Source organism: Nocardia sp. NPDC050713 (assembly GCF_040654315.1).
Classification (GTDB): Bacteria; Actinomycetota; Actinomycetes; order Mycobacteriales; family Mycobacteriaceae; genus Nocardia.
In genome coordinates this window covers 280,639-296,821 of the sequence record NZ_JBFAHS010000002.1, presented here as the reverse complement: position 1 = coordinate 296,821, position 16,183 = coordinate 280,639, and the positions used below count along the sequence as shown (strand labels likewise).

Annotated in this window: 16 protein-coding genes; 8 read left to right on the top strand and 8 right to left on the bottom strand. The window is 68.0% G+C overall.

Translation table 11 applies throughout. The features are described from left to right. Positions 1 to 718: 718 nt before the first annotated feature. From AB0H49_RS04685 to AB0H49_RS04675, 3 genes are all read right to left on the bottom strand, one after another. Positions 719 to 1,237 (bottom strand): hypothetical protein, encoded by a 519-nt coding sequence (locus AB0H49_RS04685; RefSeq protein WP_357247171.1) that lies wholly within the window; start codon positions 1,235 to 1,237, stop codon positions 719 to 721. A gap of 164 nt (positions 1,238 to 1,401) precedes the next feature. Beyond that, on the bottom strand, positions 1,402 to 3,684 hold the full coding sequence (locus AB0H49_RS04680) for an excinuclease ABC subunit UvrA (RefSeq protein WP_357247168.1): 2,283 nt from the start codon (positions 3,682 to 3,684) through the stop codon (positions 1,402 to 1,404). Positions 3,685 to 3,858: 174 nt separating this feature from the next. After that, on the bottom strand, positions 3,859 to 4,521 hold the full coding sequence (locus tag AB0H49_RS04675; RefSeq protein ID WP_357247165.1) for an HD domain-containing protein: 663 nt from the start codon (positions 4,519 to 4,521) through the stop codon (positions 3,859 to 3,861). A 70-nt stretch (positions 4,522 to 4,591) separates the two neighbouring features. Between AB0H49_RS04675 and AB0H49_RS04670 the strand changes: the two genes are divergently transcribed. Further along, complete coding sequence (locus AB0H49_RS04670) at positions 4,592 to 5,536, top strand: helix-turn-helix domain-containing protein (protein WP_357247162.1); 945 nt, start codon at positions 4,592 to 4,594, stop codon at positions 5,534 to 5,536. 55 nt (positions 5,537 to 5,591) lie between these two features. On the opposite strand, the gene AB0H49_RS04665 is transcribed toward AB0H49_RS04670, so the two are convergent. From AB0H49_RS04665 to AB0H49_RS04655, 3 genes are read right to left on the bottom strand one after another with little or no spacing between them, the layout of a single operon-like run. Continuing rightward, positions 5,592 to 6,476, bottom strand: a complete 885-nt coding sequence (locus AB0H49_RS04665; RefSeq protein WP_357247159.1) for an LLM class F420-dependent oxidoreductase — start codon at positions 6,474 to 6,476, stop codon at positions 5,592 to 5,594. A gap of 56 nt (positions 6,477 to 6,532) precedes the next feature. After that, the gene (locus tag AB0H49_RS04660) at positions 6,533 to 6,754 is read right to left on the bottom strand and encodes a hypothetical protein (protein WP_357247156.1); all 222 of its coding nucleotides are present in this window, start codon (positions 6,752 to 6,754) and stop codon (positions 6,533 to 6,535) included. 9 nt (positions 6,755 to 6,763) lie between these two features. Continuing rightward, a complete protein-coding gene (locus tag AB0H49_RS04655) occupies positions 6,764 to 7,846 on the bottom strand; it encodes an aldehyde reductase (RefSeq protein WP_357247153.1) in 1,083 nt (360 codons plus the stop codon). Positions 7,847 to 7,954: 108 nt separating this feature from the next. Here AB0H49_RS04655 and AB0H49_RS04650 point away from each other — a divergent pair, with 108 nt between their 5' ends. From AB0H49_RS04650 to AB0H49_RS04635, 4 genes are all read left to right on the top strand, one after another. Then, positions 7,955 to 8,575 carry a TetR/AcrR family transcriptional regulator gene (locus AB0H49_RS04650; RefSeq protein ID WP_355001618.1) on the top strand — a complete coding sequence of 207 codons (621 nt, stop codon included), beginning with the start codon at positions 7,955 to 7,957 and terminating at the stop codon, positions 8,573 to 8,575. Positions 8,576 to 8,670: 95 nt separating this feature from the next. Next, a complete protein-coding gene (locus AB0H49_RS04645; RefSeq protein ID WP_355001619.1) occupies positions 8,671 to 8,985 on the top strand; it encodes a nuclear transport factor 2 family protein in 315 nt (104 codons plus the stop codon). A 40-nt stretch (positions 8,986 to 9,025) separates the two neighbouring features. Next, on the top strand, positions 9,026 to 10,168 hold the full coding sequence (locus tag AB0H49_RS04640) for a nucleotide pyrophosphatase/phosphodiesterase family protein (RefSeq protein ID WP_355001620.1): 1,143 nt from the start codon (positions 9,026 to 9,028) through the stop codon (positions 10,166 to 10,168). Between the two features lie 100 nt (positions 10,169 to 10,268). Then, positions 10,269 to 10,583: a hypothetical protein gene (locus tag AB0H49_RS04635; RefSeq protein ID WP_355001621.1), complete on the top strand. Its 315-nt coding sequence runs from the start codon at positions 10,269 to 10,271 to the stop codon at positions 10,581 to 10,583. A 38-nt stretch (positions 10,584 to 10,621) separates the two neighbouring features. Here AB0H49_RS04635 and AB0H49_RS04630 read toward each other — a convergent pair whose 3' ends face one another. Continuing rightward, on the bottom strand, positions 10,622 to 11,050 hold the full coding sequence (locus tag AB0H49_RS04630) for an MmcQ/YjbR family DNA-binding protein (protein WP_357247148.1): 429 nt from the start codon (positions 11,048 to 11,050) through the stop codon (positions 10,622 to 10,624). Positions 11,051 to 11,252: 202 nt separating this feature from the next. Here AB0H49_RS04630 and AB0H49_RS04625 point away from each other — a divergent pair, with 202 nt between their 5' ends. The 3 genes from AB0H49_RS04625 (at position 11,253) to AB0H49_RS04615 (ending at position 14,498) form a co-directional block, all read left to right on the top strand. Then, positions 11,253 to 12,473 (top strand): transcriptional regulator, encoded by a 1,221-nt coding sequence (locus tag AB0H49_RS04625; protein WP_355001623.1) that lies wholly within the window; start codon positions 11,253 to 11,255, stop codon positions 12,471 to 12,473. Positions 12,474 to 12,555: 82 nt separating this feature from the next. After that, positions 12,556 to 14,073, top strand: a complete 1,518-nt coding sequence (locus AB0H49_RS04620) for an aldehyde dehydrogenase family protein (RefSeq protein WP_357247144.1) — start codon at positions 12,556 to 12,558, stop codon at positions 14,071 to 14,073. A 20-nt stretch (positions 14,074 to 14,093) separates the two neighbouring features. Further along, positions 14,094 to 14,498: a DUF779 domain-containing protein gene (locus AB0H49_RS04615; protein ID WP_355001625.1), complete on the top strand. Its 405-nt coding sequence runs from the start codon at positions 14,094 to 14,096 to the stop codon at positions 14,496 to 14,498. Positions 14,499 to 14,558: 60 nt separating this feature from the next. Here AB0H49_RS04615 and AB0H49_RS04610 read toward each other — a convergent pair whose 3' ends face one another. Beyond that, complete coding sequence (locus AB0H49_RS04610) at positions 14,559 to 16,112, bottom strand: succinic semialdehyde dehydrogenase (RefSeq protein ID WP_357247141.1); 1,554 nt, start codon at positions 16,110 to 16,112, stop codon at positions 14,559 to 14,561. Positions 16,113 to 16,183: the final 71 nt, after the last annotated feature.

Here is a 16,183-nt window from a genome sequence, read left to right as displayed (position 1 = left end):
GGGCCACCGACCACCAGCCCGCGCGTACACGTGACTACGCCCCCAGTCCGGCCAGAACCGTGCCGCGTGTCCGACGGATACCGCGGAGGCCTGCTGGCCGAAAACTGTTGAGCGTCGGGTCTTCGACACGACGTCGACCACGTGGTCGGCGATCTGGATGACATCCGGGTCGCGCTCGACCACTAGAAGGCTTGAACAGCAAGCGTTCGACACGGTGACAGAGTGCAGCCTCCGAGCCGACTCCGGTGCGCTGAGGCTCGCTTCTCCGTGCTACGGCGAGGACGGCGGTGATCTGGTGACAGTTCCGAGGGGGTGGCTGCGGTTGCGCGTGTCCTTGACGACGTCGGCCGATACGGATTTCACCGATTGGCAACACATCCGGATTCAGTGCTGGCCTGCCGAACCCACCGACGCCGTCTTGGTCAAGGGATGGAATCACGAGACAGGCTCATTCCACCCCGTACCGACGAACTGAAACCCGCGTCGCTTCGGTTCGTGTTCGGGCGAGTCGCCGTGACATTGTCACTCTCGACAACCGCTGATGTCAGGAGTTCTTCATCTTCGGGTAACTCCACGCCGGGCCGAACCTCATTCATCCGCAACAACCTTCGGCGAACCCGGCCCTATCGAGCCCAGCGCGACGTGGAATCTCAGACAGTGAAAGCCGCAGGCTGCTGGCCTGCGGCTTTCACAATGGTGGACCCCAGACAGTGCTGCGCTATTTTCCAGGCTCGAAACGCCAGCGCTGGTGTGCACCACCGCGAGGGGTCATGATCAGCTCGACCTTGCCGAACATTCCTTCATTGCCCGGTGCATAGGTGATGACGTTCTCGGGCTGACCCTCCAGGTAGATATATCCATCCTTGGTCTGCAACTGAGCGGCATGGATGGAACCAATACCGACCATCTCCACGTAGTCCGGGTTGTTGCCGTCGCCGAGGCTACTCATGGAATCGGGGCTGATCCGGAGGGCGAAGTTCCCGCGGACGTCTTCTTTGACTGTGTTGATCAACAGGGCGCCGTCGGTGTACCAGCGTTGCCGTGGCTCCCCGGTGACCGAGAGCACCTCGACGGCGGGGTTTCCGGTTTGTGTAGCCATACCGTGACGCGCGTTGTACTCCTGGTTGCCGTCAGTCCTGCTGGTGATGCCGGGCTTGGTGGTCAGGCATAGTCCGGAATCCAGCTCGACGATCCGGAACTCACCCGAAGGAAACCCGTTGGTCTGTGAACTGGTCATGACAATAGCCTCCCACCTGCGCAGACGTGCTGTCCGTAGGCGGAGATCGCGTGTCCGTCATCGCAGCTGGGGCTCTGGCACGGCTGTCCCGCTATGTTCTGACGGCCGTCGCCGGAAACCGCGCGGCCGCACCGATTCTCGTCGGTGCGGCCGCGGGGTTCGGGTCAGGCTCCCTTGTACTTGCGCAGGTATTCGCCGGTCAGGGAGGTCGGGTGGGCGAGGAGGTCGGCGGGAGTGCCGGTGAAGACGATTTGGCCGCCGTCTTTGCCGCCGTCGGGGCCGAGGTCGATCACCCAGTCGGAGTGGGCGACGACGTCGAGGTTGTGTTCGATGACGACGACGGTGTTACCGCGTTCGACGAGGCCGTCCATGAGCGCGAGCAGGGTGTCGACATCGGACATGTGCAGGCCGGTGGTCGGCTCGTCGAGTACGTAGATCGAGCCGGTGTTCTGCAACTGGGTCGCGAGCTTGATGCGCTGGCGCTCGCCGCCGGAGAGCGTGCTCATCGCCTGGCCGAGGCTCAGGTATTCCAGGCCGACCTCGTTCATGGTGCGCAGCTTGCCGTTCAGCGCCTTCTCCGTGAAGAAGGCGAGCGCCTCCTCCGCCGACATCTCCAGCACGTCCGCGATGGATTTGCCGCGCAGGGTGTGGCCGAGCACGTCCTCGCCGAAGCGGCGACCGTCGCAGGCGTCGCAGTGGGTGGTGACCGGATCCATGTAGGCGATCTCGGTGATGATCACACCGCGCCCCTCGCACTGCTTGCAGGCGCCGTCGGAGTTGAAGCTGAACAGGCTCGGCGATTCGCCCGTCGCCTTGGCGAACAGCTTGCGGATGGGATCCATCAATCCCAGATAGGTCGCGGGGGTCGACCGGGACGACGCCGCGATCGGCGACTGGTCGACGAACAGCGCCTCGGGATGTTGGCGCACGAACACGTCTCGGATGAGGGAACTCTTGCCCGAACCAGCCACGCCGGTGACCGAGGTGAGGACACCGGTGGGGATGGCGACGGTGACATCGCGCAGGTTGTGGACGCTCGCGTGCTCGATCAGCAGCTCACCGGTGGCGGCGCGGAAGGTGTCCTTGACGGTGAAGGGCCTGCGCAGACCCGCGCCGGTGGGCGTATCGGCGGAGCGCAGCTCGGCGAAGCTGCCCTGGAACACCACTTGCCCGCCGTGCACACCGGCGCGCGGACCGACGTCGACCACGTGGTCGGCGATCTGGATGACATCCGGGTCGTGCTCGACCACCAGCACGGTATTGCCCTTGTCCCGCAATGCTTTCAGCAGATCGTTCAACCTGCCGACGTCGCGGGGATGCAGCCCGACACTCGGCTCGTCGAAGATGTAGGTCATCCCGATCAGCGTGCTGGACAGATGCTTGATCATCTTGAGCCGCTGGCCCTCGCCGCCGGAGAGCGTCGAGGTAGACCGGTCCAGGCTCAGGTACCCGAGTCCGATGTCGGCGACGCGCCGCAGCGCGGTCCGGATGGCGTCGGCCAGGCCCAGCGCGGCCGGGTCGGTGATCTCGTCGAGCACCGCCATCAGGTCGGTGATCTGCATCCGCGACCAGTCGGCGATATTCCGGCCGCCGATCTCGGTGGCCAGCGCGGCGGCATTGAGGCGGGCGCCCTGGCAGCTCGGGCACACGGCCTCGGTGAGGAACTTCTGCATCTGCTCGCGGGTCTTCTCGCTGAGCGTGGAGGTGTCGCGCTGGAGGCGGGTGCGGGTGAACTTCGCCGCGAGCCCCTCGTAGTCGGCCTTCCAGGTGCCCTTGGCGAAGGTCAGTTCCACCTTGCCGCCGCTGCCGTACAGGAAGTCCTCGTACTCGGCCTCGGTGTAGTCGGCCAGTTTCTTGTCCGGATCGAAGCGACCGGAATTGCCGTAGAGCTGCCAATCACCGCTGCCCACACCGTAACCCGGGAGCAGGATGGCGCCTTCGTTGAGCGACTTGGTGCGATCGATCAGCCGGTCGGGATCCGCGCGGACCGTCATGCCGAGCCCGTCGCAGTCCGGACACATACCCTGCGGCACGTTGAACGAGTAGTTGTAGACGAATCCCGCCGAGGGCGAACCGAATCGGGCGAACATCGCGCGCACCATCGAGTAGATGTCGGTCATCGTGCCGACCGTGGAACGCGGGCCGCCGCCGACCGGCTGCTGATCGATGACGACCGGCGCGGTCAGGTTCTCGATCGCCTCGGCGTGCGGCCGCTCGTAGCGCGGCAGGAAGTTCAGCACGAACGCCGGAAAGGTGGCGTAGAGCTGCCGCTGCGACTCGACGGCGATGGTGTCGAAGACAATGGACGACTTGCCAGACCCGGAAACACCGGTGAAGACGGTGATCTTGTTCTTGGGGATCTCCAGCGAGACATTGCGCAGATTGTGCTCGCTGGCCCCGAGCACCCGGATGACATCGACGGAAGCGGCCGAATCGGTAGAAGGCATGCCGAACACCATGCCATCGCGCACCGACAAAAGGCCCAGTGCCGAGTGACGCAAATCACAACTCCAGGGCATCGGTGTCACCCTCGGCCGCAAAGGCCTGCCCGGGCGAAGCATGAGTCAGGTACACAGGGACGCCGACTCCGAAGCACGGAACTTTCGCAGCCCCTCCGCAGTTCATTCCCCCCATCTGGATTCGTTCACCATCCGTTCCAGGCTGGTGATGTGTGGTGGGGTCGAGCGTTCTCGGACCAGTTCGCCTGCGATGGTGCAGATCGGCGCTTTGTTCGGACGAGCAGTAGCCTGGTCGACGATGACATCGACCAGGGTCCGTGCCAACGACAGGCGAGGATAGGCTCGATGGATCACCGCTGCCTGCGCGTCGCTCACGGCGTCGGGAAAGAGCCCGCCGTCCATGGCGATACCGTTGCGCGTCAGGTCGCACAGGGATCCGCGACGTTCAGCGATGCCCGGCGAGGTGTGCAGGGCGATGGCCATCCAGACCGCGTCGACATCGGCCGCGGCAAGGCCGTGGCCGGAAAGGATCTCCGCGGCGATATCGGCGCCGTCGACCTCGAAGCGCTGATCACCGTTGCCCCGCTCGCTCAGGCCGATGTCATGTAACACGCAGGAGGCGAACAGTAACTTCGTGTCGAAGTCACGTTCGGCCACCATGCCGCGGTGCGCCGCGAGCAGCCGGGCGAACAAGAAGCTGCGGACGCTATGGTTGGCCACCGCCGGTGCTTCCGCCGCGACCACGAGTTCGACCACGACGTTCGTCCACGGCGCTGTCGGCAGCGCAAGCAGTTCCAGGTCGGCACTAGGCGATTGATCAGTCATTCCCCGATCATCGGCGTCGCGGTATTGATCGGCGAGTGGCAGGAATGCCGATATTCGTTAGATTAACGCCATGCCCGTGCATCGTGTCGCCATCCTCGCGCTGGACGGGGTGATCCCTTTCGACCTCGCCATCCCCACCGGCGTCTTCGGCCCACACGCCGGAACTCCCTACCGGTCGACGATCTGCGGACTCCGCGGAGAGGTCGAGACGGCCGCCGATTTCTCCGTGTCGGTGAACGGCCGGATGGGCGACCTGCTCGACGCCGACACCGTCATCGTTCCCGGCTATACACCGCACCGCCGTCCACCTCCGCCGGAGGTGCTGGCCGCGTTGCGCGCGGCGCATCAACGAGGCCGACGGGTGGTGTCCATCTGTACCGGCGCGTTCGCACTGGCCGCCGCCGGGATTCTCGACGGGCGGCGGGCGACGACGCATTGGCGCCATACGGACGAGCTGGCCGCTGCTTATCCGCTGGTGACGGTCGATCGCGATGTCCTCTACGTCGATGAAGGCGAGATCCTGACATCAGCAGGCGTTTGCTGCGGCATTGATCTGTGCCTGCACATCGTCCGGCGCGACCTCGGCGCACACGCCGCCAACGAGATCGCGCGCGCCATCGTCGCGCCACCGCATCGCGACGGCGGACAGGCGCAATATGTACGAACACCATTGGGAGCGCACGCCGCAACGGCGTTGACCGCCACCCGCGCCTGGGCGCTGCAACACCTCGACGAACCCCTCACCATCGCCGCACTGGCAGGCCATGCCAACACCTCGCCGCGCACCTTTGCCCGGCGCTTCGTCCAGGAAACCGGGCTGACCCCACTCCAATGGCTGCTGCGGGCACGGCTCGACTCGGCCAGAGAGCTGCTCGAATCGCGTGACGACTGCATCGATGACATCGCCCGACGCTGCGGTCTCGGCACCGCGGCCAACCTTCGACTGCACTTCCGCAGACACTTCGGCACCACCCCGACTGCCTACCGTCGCACATTCGCCCACGAATCGAAATGACCTGTGAGCAAACGGCAGCCATCGAGATGCGGCAGCGGCCCGCATGAACCCCGGATCAGCGCAGGCGGGCGAGGACCGGGGCGAACTGCTCCATACTGCTCTCCAGCACGGTGAAGTAGCTGAATCCGAAGCGCTCGCGCAGTTCTCGGACGCGGTCGGCAATCTCGTCCGGGGAACCGATGAGCAGGGCCGGGACCCGCTCGGGGCTGTCGGCGGCCGAGGGCGGCAGCGCCGGTGCGTAAGCGTCGGCGAGCGCGGGCCAATCTTCCCGCGAGACAACGCGCTGCAACAGGAGATTGAGTTCGACCTCGCCCGCGCGATCGCCGAGCCGCCCGTTGACGTAGGCCACCCGCTCGGCGATCTTGTCTTCGTCGGCGAGCTGCACGGGGCCGCCCGGCGTCACCGCTCCCCCGCCCGCGAAGCCGACGATGTCCGCTTGCTCGGCGGCGAGCTTCAGCAGCCGATCGCCCCACCCGGCCAGCAGCAGCGGCGGGCCCGACGGCTGCGCGGGGCGCGGCTGGTAGTCCGGGTCGGCGAACAACTCCCGCAGCGTGGTCACGGTCCGCTCGAGGTGCCGCACCCGCTGACCACCGCTCTCGAAAGGGATTCCCGCGGCGTCGAACTCGGCGCGGACATAGCCCGCGCCGAGCCCGAGTTCCACGCGCCCGTCGGTGAGCTGGTCCGCGCCCGCCGCGTCGCGAGCCAGCAGCACCGGGTTGTAGAAGGCGGTGTTGAGCACGAAGGTGTTGAGCCGCACCCGTTCGGTGGCCTCGGCGGCCACGATCATGGCGGGAAACGGCGCGGGCAGGCCGAGGTGGTCGGCGACACCGATCACGTCGAAGCCGAATCCTTCGGCCCTGCGGCACTTTTCGATCCATCGGGACCTGGACTCCGGCGTCACCATGTTCACGCCGAAACGGAGCGGACGCTGCACTGTCACCAGAACTGTCTACCCGCTGGCTCGGCGCGCCCGCCACCCGAGGCCGCCGGACGAGTTCAGCACTGCGCGATCGCGCTCGCCGCGACGGCCACGCCGAGCAGCGCGACCGCCGCGCTCAGCGCGGGCACCGGGCGCTGTATCGCGCTGCGGCCCAAGCGGCGCAAGGCCGCCGCGTCGAGGCGGCGCGCCTGCCCTTCGGTATTCGAGGCGTCCCGATCGCGGCGGAACCAGCGACGGACGAAGCCGAGGATCGCCAGGACGATAGTCGCGGTCACCATGCCGGCCCCTCAGGCGCCGAGCGCGTTCGAGGCCGGCCGCGGCGCGGTCGCCTTCGGCCGCACACCCGGCGCGTCGACGATGCCAAAGCTGAGCAAGCTCTCGGCGGTGTCGAGCACGGTCTCCCGGACCGGGCGCATGGTCCAGCCGAGTTCCCTGCGCGCCTTGTCCGCGCTGACCGACTCGGTGCGGCCGAGCACCGGAACGACCAACCGGAGACCCTTGTCGAAGCGGGCGATGAACCGGATCAGCCAGTCGGGCAGCACCCGGGTGGGCACCCGCAGGCCGCGCGGGTTGTATTCGTCCGCCAGGATCTTGGCCAGCTCGCCCATCCACAGCGCATCGGCCGCGCAGATGTACCGGTTGCCCGCGGCCTGCGGCAGTTCCATCGCCAGCCGGTGCGCCACGGCGAGATCGCGCACGTCGACCGGTGTCCAGCCGGTGCGAATCGAGCCGGGCACGTCGCGCGCCAGCAGCCGCCGAATCGGCTCGTGCGAGGTACTGGTGGCGGGGTGCTGCAGCGGGCCGAGAATCATGCCTGGGTTCACCGCGGCCAGCTCGAGGCCGCGCTCGGCAGGCAGGCCGCGGACGAAGTCCCACGCCGCGCGTTCGGCCAGCGTCTTGCTCTTCTGGTAGGGCGGAATCCGTTCCACCACCGACCAATCCGCTTCCGTGCGCACCTCGTCCACGTCGTGGCCGTAGGCGATCGCGGCGACCGAGGAGGTGAGCACCACGCGGCGCACCCCCGGCTCCGCGGCGGCCGCGCGCAGCACCCGCAGCGTGCCCTGGACGGCCGGTTCGACGAGTTCGCGCTCGTCGTCGGGAACGTACGACGGGAACGGCGAGGCCACGTGCAGCACGTACGCGCAACCCGCGACGGCCTCGGCCCAGCCCGTGTCGTGGTCGAGATCGGCGGCGACGAACTCGAGGTCCGCGCCGAGGCGGCGCGCGAGCTCCACGAGGTGGGCGCGCTTGCCGGTACTCGCGAGGTCGCGCACGGTGGCGCGGACCCGGTAGCCGTGTTCGAGAAGTTCGGCGATGACATGTCCGGCGACGAATCCCGTTGCGCCGGTGACTAGTACCTGGTTGCTCATGTGTCCCACCTGTCTGGGGAAGAGTCGAGACGGCCGGAATCTAAGCGCCGCTTAGATAATCTAAGCACCGCATAGATAGGTTGTCCAGCCCCCGTCGCATACGCTCGGATGGTGAAGCGGACCAGTTACCACCACGGCGCACTACGTGATGAGCTGATCGCCGCCTGCTTGCGCCTGATCGAAACCGAGGGCATCGCGGCGGTGAGCCTGCGTCGCGTGGCCAGGGAGGCGGGCGTCAGCACCGGCGCGCCGTATCATCACTTCGCCGACCGAGCCGCGCTGCTCGCGACGCTGTCCACCAAGGGATTCGAGTTGCTCGCCGCCGAACTCACCGCCACGCGGGCGGCGGCGACCGGCTCACCGCTGGACACCCTCGGCGCACTGACCGTCGCCTATGTCCGCTTCTCGCGCGAGCAGCCCGCCTATTTCCGCCTGATGTTCCGGCCGGAGCTCTCCCAACCGGAGAAGCACCCCGACGCCGTAGTCGCGGGTGACGCCGCGTTCGCGGTTCTGGCCGATGCCATCGGTGACTGCGTTGCGGCCGGTCTGCTGCCCGCCGACAAAGCCGACATCCTCGGCATCACCTGGTGGGGCATCGGCCACGGCCTCGCCTCGCTGTGGCTGGACGGTCAGCTGGAGAAACGGAGCAGCCAACTCGGCACGACCGCTCCCGAACTGGTCGAAGAAGTACTGCGCACGGTGTCTTCGTTTCTCGCGCCCGGGCCTTGACCCGGTACGGCGGTTTCTGCCCTAGAGTGGGCGCCAGATGTTTGCTGTTCCGTCACTGCTCAACCCGATTACCGTGAGCCGAGAGGGATGACCGGATGTCCGCACAGCAGCTCGACCCCGTCGTCCAGGAGTTCGTGGACGCGCTCAACGCCAACGACCCCGACCGCTTCCGCGCGGTGCTCACCGAGGACGCGACCATGTCCGACGACGGCGTGGAGCGAGATGTCGCGCAGTGGACCGATGCGGAGATCTTCGCGAGCAACGGCCGGATGCAGGTCGAATCGGTGACCGACGGCGGCATGGAACTGCTCGCCGACTACACGAATTCGCGCTGGGGATCGATGCGCACCGCGTGGCGGTTCATCGTGCGCGACGGCCGGATCAGCCGATTCGAGACCGGACAGGCCTGACCCCTTGCCGTGGCCGCGCCGATCTTGACATTCTGACCTCGTGTTCGACGCGCCTCCCTACGGCTCGGGTTCCCTGGCCGACCTGTTCCCCTCCGTCCTGGCCTGTCTCGGTGTGCCCGGCGAAATCGATCGGCTCGGCCTGGGCCTGTCCGCTCGCCGGATCTGCGTCCTGCTGGTGGACGGGCTCGGCGCGGAAGCGCTCGCCGCGCACCAGCAGGAGGCGCCCTTCCTGTCGAGCCTCGCGCCCCGCCAGCTCTCTGCGGGCTTCCCGAGCACGACCGCGACCAGCCTGAGTTCGCTCGGCGTCGGGGTGCCGCCGGGCGAGCACGGCATCGTCGGCTACCTGATGAACGTGCCCGGCTACGACCGGTTGGTCAACGCGCTGCGCTGGCGTCTGCACGGCGAGGGTCCGAAAGTGGACCTGCTGCGCGAACTCGTGCCGGAGCAGTTCCAGCCCGCCGCAACGGTATTCGAGCGCGCCGCCCGCGCCGGGATCAGCGTCTCGCAGGTCGCCCCGATGTACCAGGCGGGCTCCGGGCTGACCAGGGCCGTGCTGCGCGGCTGCGATTTCCGCCCGAGCCTGTCGTTCGGCGATCTGGTCGACGGCGTGTCCACCGCCTTGCGCGCGGGCGACCGCTCGCTGGTCTACGCCTATCACGGCGACCTGGACACCACCGGTCATGTGCGCGGTCCGTCCTCGGACGCCTGGCGGCTGGAACTCTCGCACGTCGACCGCCTCGCCGCGACGATCGCCGAAAACCTGCCACCCGACGCGGCGCTGTTGGTGACCGCCGATCACGGCATGGTCGAGCTGACCGGAACGGTGGACTTCGACGCGGTCGAGGCATTGCGCGCCGGTGTCGACCGCCTCGGCGGCGAGCCGCGGGCCCGGCACGTCTACACCGTCGACGGCGCGGTGGACGATGTCGCGGCGGCGTGGCGGGAGACGCTCGGTGCGGATTTCGCGGTGCTGCCGCGCGCCGAGGTGATCGAACGCGGCTGGTTCGGGCCGACGGTGGGGTCGGCGGTGGTCGAGCGGATCGGCGATCTCGTCGTCGCGGCGCGCGGCCCGCGCGGTGTCATCCGCACCGGGGCCGAACCGCTGCAATCGGCCATGCTCGGCCACCACGGGTCACTGACCTCGGCCGAGCTGAACGTGCCGCTGCGCACCTGCCTCGCCTGATCGACACACCGGACCGCCTCGACACACCCGAGCCCGACCCGCTTACCCTCATACCGATCGCGGCGGCCCATCCGCTCGACCAGGCGACCAGGAGGAGCAGATGAACGCCACCGTGACCCGGACCGTCCTCGGCGCGGCGGCCGCCGCGCTGCTGCTGACCGGCTGCACCGACATCGAGCGCGCGCTCAACAAGGGCGGCGACACACCGTGCAGCGAGTACGTCCAGCAGGACGCCGACACCAAGCGCATGACGATCACCAAGTTCGTCAAACAGCAAACCGGTGACGAGCGCGAACCCGCTGGCACCGCCGTCGACGCCACCATCCTCTCGGTCGACCTGCTCTGCGCGGGCCAGCGCAACGCGGAGACGCCCATCAAGAACGCCGACGTGGCGGGCATCTTCCTCAACAAGTGAGACGCGCGCACCCGCCGGTCGGCCTCATCGTGCGCAGCTCAGTGCCGGGCGGGCGGATGGGCGGCCAGCCAGTCGGTGGCGCGCTTGCGTGAGGCGCGGGAGAGCCAGGCGTCCTGGATGATCTCGGTGAGCTCGCCCACGGTGATCTCGTCCAGGCGGCAGGCGCGCACCAGGACCGAAGGGTGTCCGTCGAAGTGCGTGGTCGTGAAGAACGGCGAGTCCGGATCCTGTACCAGCGCTTGCTTATCCGATTCCGAGGGCACCCAGATGACGATGACGTCCGAGTAGCGTTCGCCGGTGTGCGGATCGAAAGCGTCCGGCCGTGGATTGCGGAAGAAGACGAACGACTTCCCGCCGACCTGGTAGATGGCGTTGCCGAGCGGGCCCGCCGCATTGGTCACGTGCGGCATGCCGCGCGCGATGGCGTGTACGTCGGCGACTCGGGCGGGTCGCTCTCGTTTGCCCATGCCCCGAGCCTAATCGGCACCGCCGGACGGAAGCGGTCTTCAGCCGAGCACAGCCGAAGCCGATGCGGAGGAACGCCCTATGGCCGTGGCGTGCGCGGAGGTTCGCCTGATGCCCGCTGCGAAACCGGCGCGTCGGGGTTCTGCGTCCGCCATGATGAGAAGACGAAGAGGCGAGTTCACTCTACGACAAGGGTTTTCCGAGGTGGCACTCTCGCGCACCCTCACCCGGCAGCGGGAAGAACTGGAGAAGGAGTGGAGCCGGTGGGCATCGACCACCGGCTCCCGCGCTCGTGTCCGTCCAGCGTCCAGTGTCCTACGCGACGACGTGGCGCAGTCCTGGCAACGTTCGCTGCACACCGTCGATCCGGCCCGCGCCGTCGCGCCCGCACTCGACCGGATCGACGATCGTTGGGCGGAATCCCCACTGCGCGAGCCGGTCACCGAGCTGGCGGGCCAGATGCGCAGCATCGCCGAGGACGCGAAATACCTGGCGGTGGTCAGCGACGCGGCGGGCACGATCCTGTGGTCCGGCGGCGACCGCAGACTGCGGCGCCAAGCCGAGGATGTGAACTTGGCGCCGGGCGGCTGCTGGGACGAAAGCCATATGGGCACCAACGGGTTGTCCCTCGCGCTGCACGACGACCGCCCGGTCACCGTCTTCTCCGCCGAACACCTGGTCGCCGCGCTGCACGGCTGGGTCTGCTATTCCGCGCCGATCCACGCGCCGGACGGCAGGCAGCTCGGGGTGCTGGATCTGTCCAGCGTCTGGAGCCGGTCGCATCCGATGGCCATGGCCTCGGTGCGGTCTCTGGTGACGGCGGTGGAGACGGTGCTGCGCACGAGCGCGCCGCCGCCCCCAGAAGGGGTTCGGCTCGAATGTCTCGGCACCGCACGGTTGTCGCGGGACGGCAGGCCGGTGCCGTTGCCGCCGCGTCAGCTGGAGATCCTCGCGCTGCTCGCGCTGGAACCGGAGGGCTACACCCCCGAGCAGTTGCACGTGGCGGTCTACGGCGACCGTCCGGTCTCGACCAGCACCCTGAAAGCCGATGTCTCGCACTTGCGCCGGGCCACCGGTGGTGAGATCGCCAATCGTCGCTACATGCTGACCGGTCCGCTGTCCTGCGACGCGGTCGATTTGCTCGCCGCGATCACCGCGGGCGACACTTCCAGCGCGGTGTGGCATTACCGCGGCCCGCTGCTTCCCGGTTCCGACACCCCGGGCGTCGTCGAATGGCGCGACTATCTCGAGGTCGGCATTCGCACCGCGGTCCTGGCCAGTGACCGTCCCGAGCACGCGATCGCGTTCGGCGAGCGCGCGACGGGTGATATCGCCGTGCACGAACACGCGTTGCGGCTGCTGCCCGCCGACGACGTGCGTCGCGCGGTGGTCGCCGCCCGGTTGCACAACGCACTGCACGGCTGACCCGACGCGGTCACCAACCTCGCGCCAACCTTCACCGTCCATAGTGACGTCGTCGATGGGTTTCGCGCGAGGAGTGATTGCGATGATCTACGCCAAACCGGGTTCCGACGCCGCGATAGTCGGTTACGCCACCCGCTACGACAACTTCATCGGAGGCGACTGGGCCGCCCCGATCGAGGGCCGGTACTTCGACAATCCCTCCCCCGTCGACGGCGAAACCTTCTGCTCGGTCGCCCGTTCCACCGCGGCCGACATCGATCTGGCGCTGGAGTCCGCGCACCACGCCGCCGCGGCATGGGCGGCGACTTCCCCGACCGAGCGCGCGAACATCCTCATCAAGATCGCCGAGCGTCTGGAGAACAGCCTCGAGCCGCTCGCGGTCGCCGAGACCTGGGACAACGGCAAACCGGTCCGCGAAACCTTGGCCGCCGACCTGCCTTTGGCGGTGGACCACTTCCGCTACTTCGCGGGCGCCATCCGGGCCCAGGAGGGCAGCATCGCCCAGATCGACGCCGACACCGTCGCCTACCACTTCTACGAACCGCTCGGCGTGGTCGGGCAGATCATTCCGTGGAACTTCCCCATTCTGATGGCGGCGTGGAAGCTGGCTCCCGCGCTGGCCGCGGGCAACTGCGTGGTGCTCAAGCCCGCCGAGCAGACGCCCGCCTCGATCCTGCTCGTGGTGGAGCTGATCGCGGACCTGTTGCCGCCCGGAGTCCTCAACGTGGTCAACGGTTTCGGTGTGGAGGCGGGCAAGCCGCTGGCCGCCAGTCCGCGGGTGGCCAAGGTCGCGTTCACCGGCGAGACCACCACCGGGCGGCTCATCATGCAGTACGCGAGCGAGAACATCATTCCGGTGACCCTGGAGCTGGGCGGCAAGAGCCCCAATATCTTCCTGCCCGACGTCATGGCCGCCGACGACGAATTCCTGGACAAGGCCGTCGAGGGCTTCGTGATGTTCGCGCTGAACCAGGGCGAGGTCTGCACCTGCCCGTCGCGTGCGCTGATCCACTCGTCCATCTACGACGAGTTCCTGGCCCGCTGCCTGGAGCGGACCGCGGCCATCAAGGGCGGGAACCCGCTCGACGACACGACCATGATCGGCGCCCAGGCCAGCAACGACCAGTACGAGAAGATCCTGTCCTACATCGACATCGGCAGGCAGGAAGGCGCCCGCGTGCTGACCGGAGGCGAAGCGCGCAAGGTGGACGGCCTACCCGGCGGGTACTACATCCAGCCCACCGTTCTCGAGGGCGACAACACGATGCGCGTCTTCCAGGAGGAGATCTTCGGACCCGTGGTGGCGGTGACCCGTTTCGACACCGTCGACGAAGCGGTCCGGATCGCCAACGACACCCTCTACGGCCTCGGCGCGGGCGTGTGGACCAGGGACGGCGCCACCGCCTACCGGATGGGCCGGGCCATCAAAGCGGGCCGGGTGTGGACCAACTGCTACCACGCCTATCCCGCGCACGCCGCCTTCGGCGGATACAAGAAGTCCGGCATCGGCAGGGAGAACCACAAGATGATGCTGGACCACTACCAGCAGACCAAGAACCTGCTGGTGAGCTACTCCCCTACCAAGCTCGGATTCTTCTGATGCGGAATCGGATCACTCTGATGTCGAACCGGATCCATCGCGTCGGCATGACCGACGCGGCGCAAGTGGTGTTGCGCCGGTTGATCGAACACCACGGGCCGGTACTGTTCCACCAGTCCGGCGGATGCTGCGACGGCAGCTCGCCGATGTGCTTCCCGGCCCGCGAGTTCCAGGTCGGGGCCGCCGACGTGCTGCTCGGACAGCTGCCATTCCACACCGAATTCTGGATGAGCGGCGATCAATTCCAGCTGTGGAAACACACGCACCTCACGGTGGACGTGGTACCGGGGCGCGGCTCCGGCTTCTCCCTGGAGACGCCGGAGGGCGTGCGTTTCCTCATCCGATCCCGCCTGCTGACCGACGAGGAAGCGGCAGCACTGGCGGCCGGTCCGCCGCCGCGCACCGGAGCCGAACGGCTCACCTGAGGCCCGGCGACGGGACGCCTGGCCGGCTCGCCCGCAGACCGAGCCGGCCAGGCCCCGAACTCAGCGACCAGGAAGGAACCGGAGGCTGCGCGCGACGAACATCAGGAAGCGCTGCCACTTGTCCTGCGAAATCAGCGGCGGCGGATCCAGATTCATGAATCGGGTGACCACGACCGTCTGCGGTTCGGTGAATTTCAGCAGACCGTCCGCGCCGTGCCTGCGCCCGACGCCGGAGATGCCCATGCCGCCCATCGGCGCCGCGGTGGTGCCCCACGCCGGGGCGTAGCCTTCGTCGACGCACACGGTGCCGGCGTGCAGTCGCTGCGCGATCTGCTCGCCCGCCGACTTGCTCTCCGCCCACACGCTGGCGTTGAGGCCGTACTCGGTGTCGTTGGCCAGCCGGATGGCGTCCTCGACGGAGTCGACCGGGTAGATCGACACCAGCGGGCCGAAGGTCTCGTTGCGGCCGCACTCCATCTCGTCGGTGACGTCGGCGAGCACGGTCGGCTCGAAGAACAGCGGGCCGAGGTCCGGGCGCACCTTGCCGCCCGCGAGCACCTTGGCGCCCTTGGAGGTGGCGTCGGCGACGTGCTTGGTGACGGTCTCCAGCTGCGACTCCGAGATGAGTGAGCCGATGTCGGCCGAATTGTCGTAGGCGGCGCCCAGTTTCGCGGCGCGCACCGCGGCGGTGAACTTCTCGGTGAACTCGTCCGCGACCGCCTTCTCGACGTAGAGCCGCTCGATCGAGATACACAGCTGGCCCGCGTTGGAGAAGCACGCTCGCACCGCGGCCTTGGCGGCCTTGTCCAGGTTCGCGCCACGGGTGACGATCATCGGGTTCTTGCCGCCCAGTTCGGCGGAGAAGCCGATGAGCCTGCGCCCGCACTGTTCGGCGAGGGCCCGGCCGGTGGCCGAGGAGCCGGTGAACATCAAGTAGTCGCAGTTGTCCACGATGGCGGTGCCGACCTCGGTGCCGGGGCCCGGCACCACCGCGAGCAGGTCACGCGGCAACCCGGCGCGGTAGAGCAGTTCGGCGGCGGCCAGCGCGGAGTACGGCGTCTGGCTGTCGGGCTTGACCACCACCGCGTTGCCCGCGAGCAGGGCGGGGATCGAGTCGCCGATGGACAGCACCATCGGGTAGTTCCACGGGGCGATCACGCCGACGACGCCCTTGGGGTGGACGTGCACCGCGGCGCGGTTCAGCACCGGGAACGCGCCAGGCACCTTGCGCGGCTCCAGCAGGCCCGGCGCGACCTTGGCGAAGTAGCGCGCCGCGAACATCATGCCCATGATCTCTTCCTGGGCCGCCCAGCGCGCCTTGCCGGTCTCGGCCTGGATGACGTCCATCAGGGCTTCGCGGTTCTCGATGAGCAGCGCCCGGAAGCGGTCGAACACCGCGGAGCGCTCCGCGGCGGGACGGGCGGCCCAGCGCGCCTGCGCGGACCTGGCTTTGGCGAACGCCGACGCCACGTCCTCGGCGGTGCCGACCGGCACGGAGCCGAGCGGCTTGCCGGTGAACGTCTCGGCGATCGTCTTGCGCGAGCGAGCCTCGTGGCCGTCGATCGCGGCGAGCGCGCTCAGACGGTCGAAGACTCCGGCTTCCGGCGCGGGCATCCTTGCCTCCTACTTGTGAGTAACTTCGGGATACACACAATCTACGCTGTCGCGCCCCTCCAGCACACGCG

Excerpts from the sequence above, each read along its gene's own strand:
- AB0H49_RS04630 (WP_357247148.1), bottom strand. The coding sequence starts at position 11,050 with ATGGGCAAACGAGAGCGACCCGCCCGAGTCGCCGACGTACACGCCATC.
- AB0H49_RS04660 (WP_357247156.1), bottom strand. The coding sequence starts at position 6,754 with ATGGTGACCGCGACTATCGTCCTGGCGATCCTCGGCTTCGTCCGTCGC.
- AB0H49_RS04615 (WP_355001625.1), top strand. The coding sequence starts at position 14,094 with ATGTCGAACCGGATCCATCGCGTCGGCATGACCGACGCGGCGCAAGTG.
- AB0H49_RS04680 (WP_357247168.1), bottom strand. The coding sequence starts at position 3,684 with ATGCCTTCTACCGATTCGGCCGCTTCCGTCGATGTCATCCGGGTGCTC.
- AB0H49_RS04610 (WP_357247141.1), bottom strand. The coding sequence starts at position 16,112 with ATGCCCGCGCCGGAAGCCGGAGTCTTCGACCGTCTGAGCGCGCTCGCC.
- AB0H49_RS04685 (WP_357247171.1), bottom strand. The coding sequence starts at position 1,237 with ATGACCAGTTCACAGACCAACGGGTTTCCTTCGGGTGAGTTCCGGATC.
- AB0H49_RS04645 (WP_355001619.1), top strand. The coding sequence starts at position 8,671 with ATGTCCGCACAGCAGCTCGACCCCGTCGTCCAGGAGTTCGTGGACGCG.
- AB0H49_RS04635 (WP_355001621.1), top strand. The coding sequence starts at position 10,269 with ATGAACGCCACCGTGACCCGGACCGTCCTCGGCGCGGCGGCCGCCGCG.
- AB0H49_RS04655 (WP_357247153.1), bottom strand. The coding sequence starts at position 7,846 with ATGAGCAACCAGGTACTAGTCACCGGCGCAACGGGATTCGTCGCCGGA.
- AB0H49_RS04620 (WP_357247144.1), top strand. The coding sequence starts at position 12,556 with ATGATCTACGCCAAACCGGGTTCCGACGCCGCGATAGTCGGTTACGCC.
- AB0H49_RS04675 (WP_357247165.1), bottom strand. The coding sequence starts at position 4,521 with ATGACTGATCAATCGCCTAGTGCCGACCTGGAACTGCTTGCGCTGCCG.
- AB0H49_RS04650 (WP_355001618.1), top strand. The coding sequence starts at position 7,955 with ATGGTGAAGCGGACCAGTTACCACCACGGCGCACTACGTGATGAGCTG.
- AB0H49_RS04670 (WP_357247162.1), top strand. The coding sequence starts at position 4,592 with ATGCCCGTGCATCGTGTCGCCATCCTCGCGCTGGACGGGGTGATCCCT.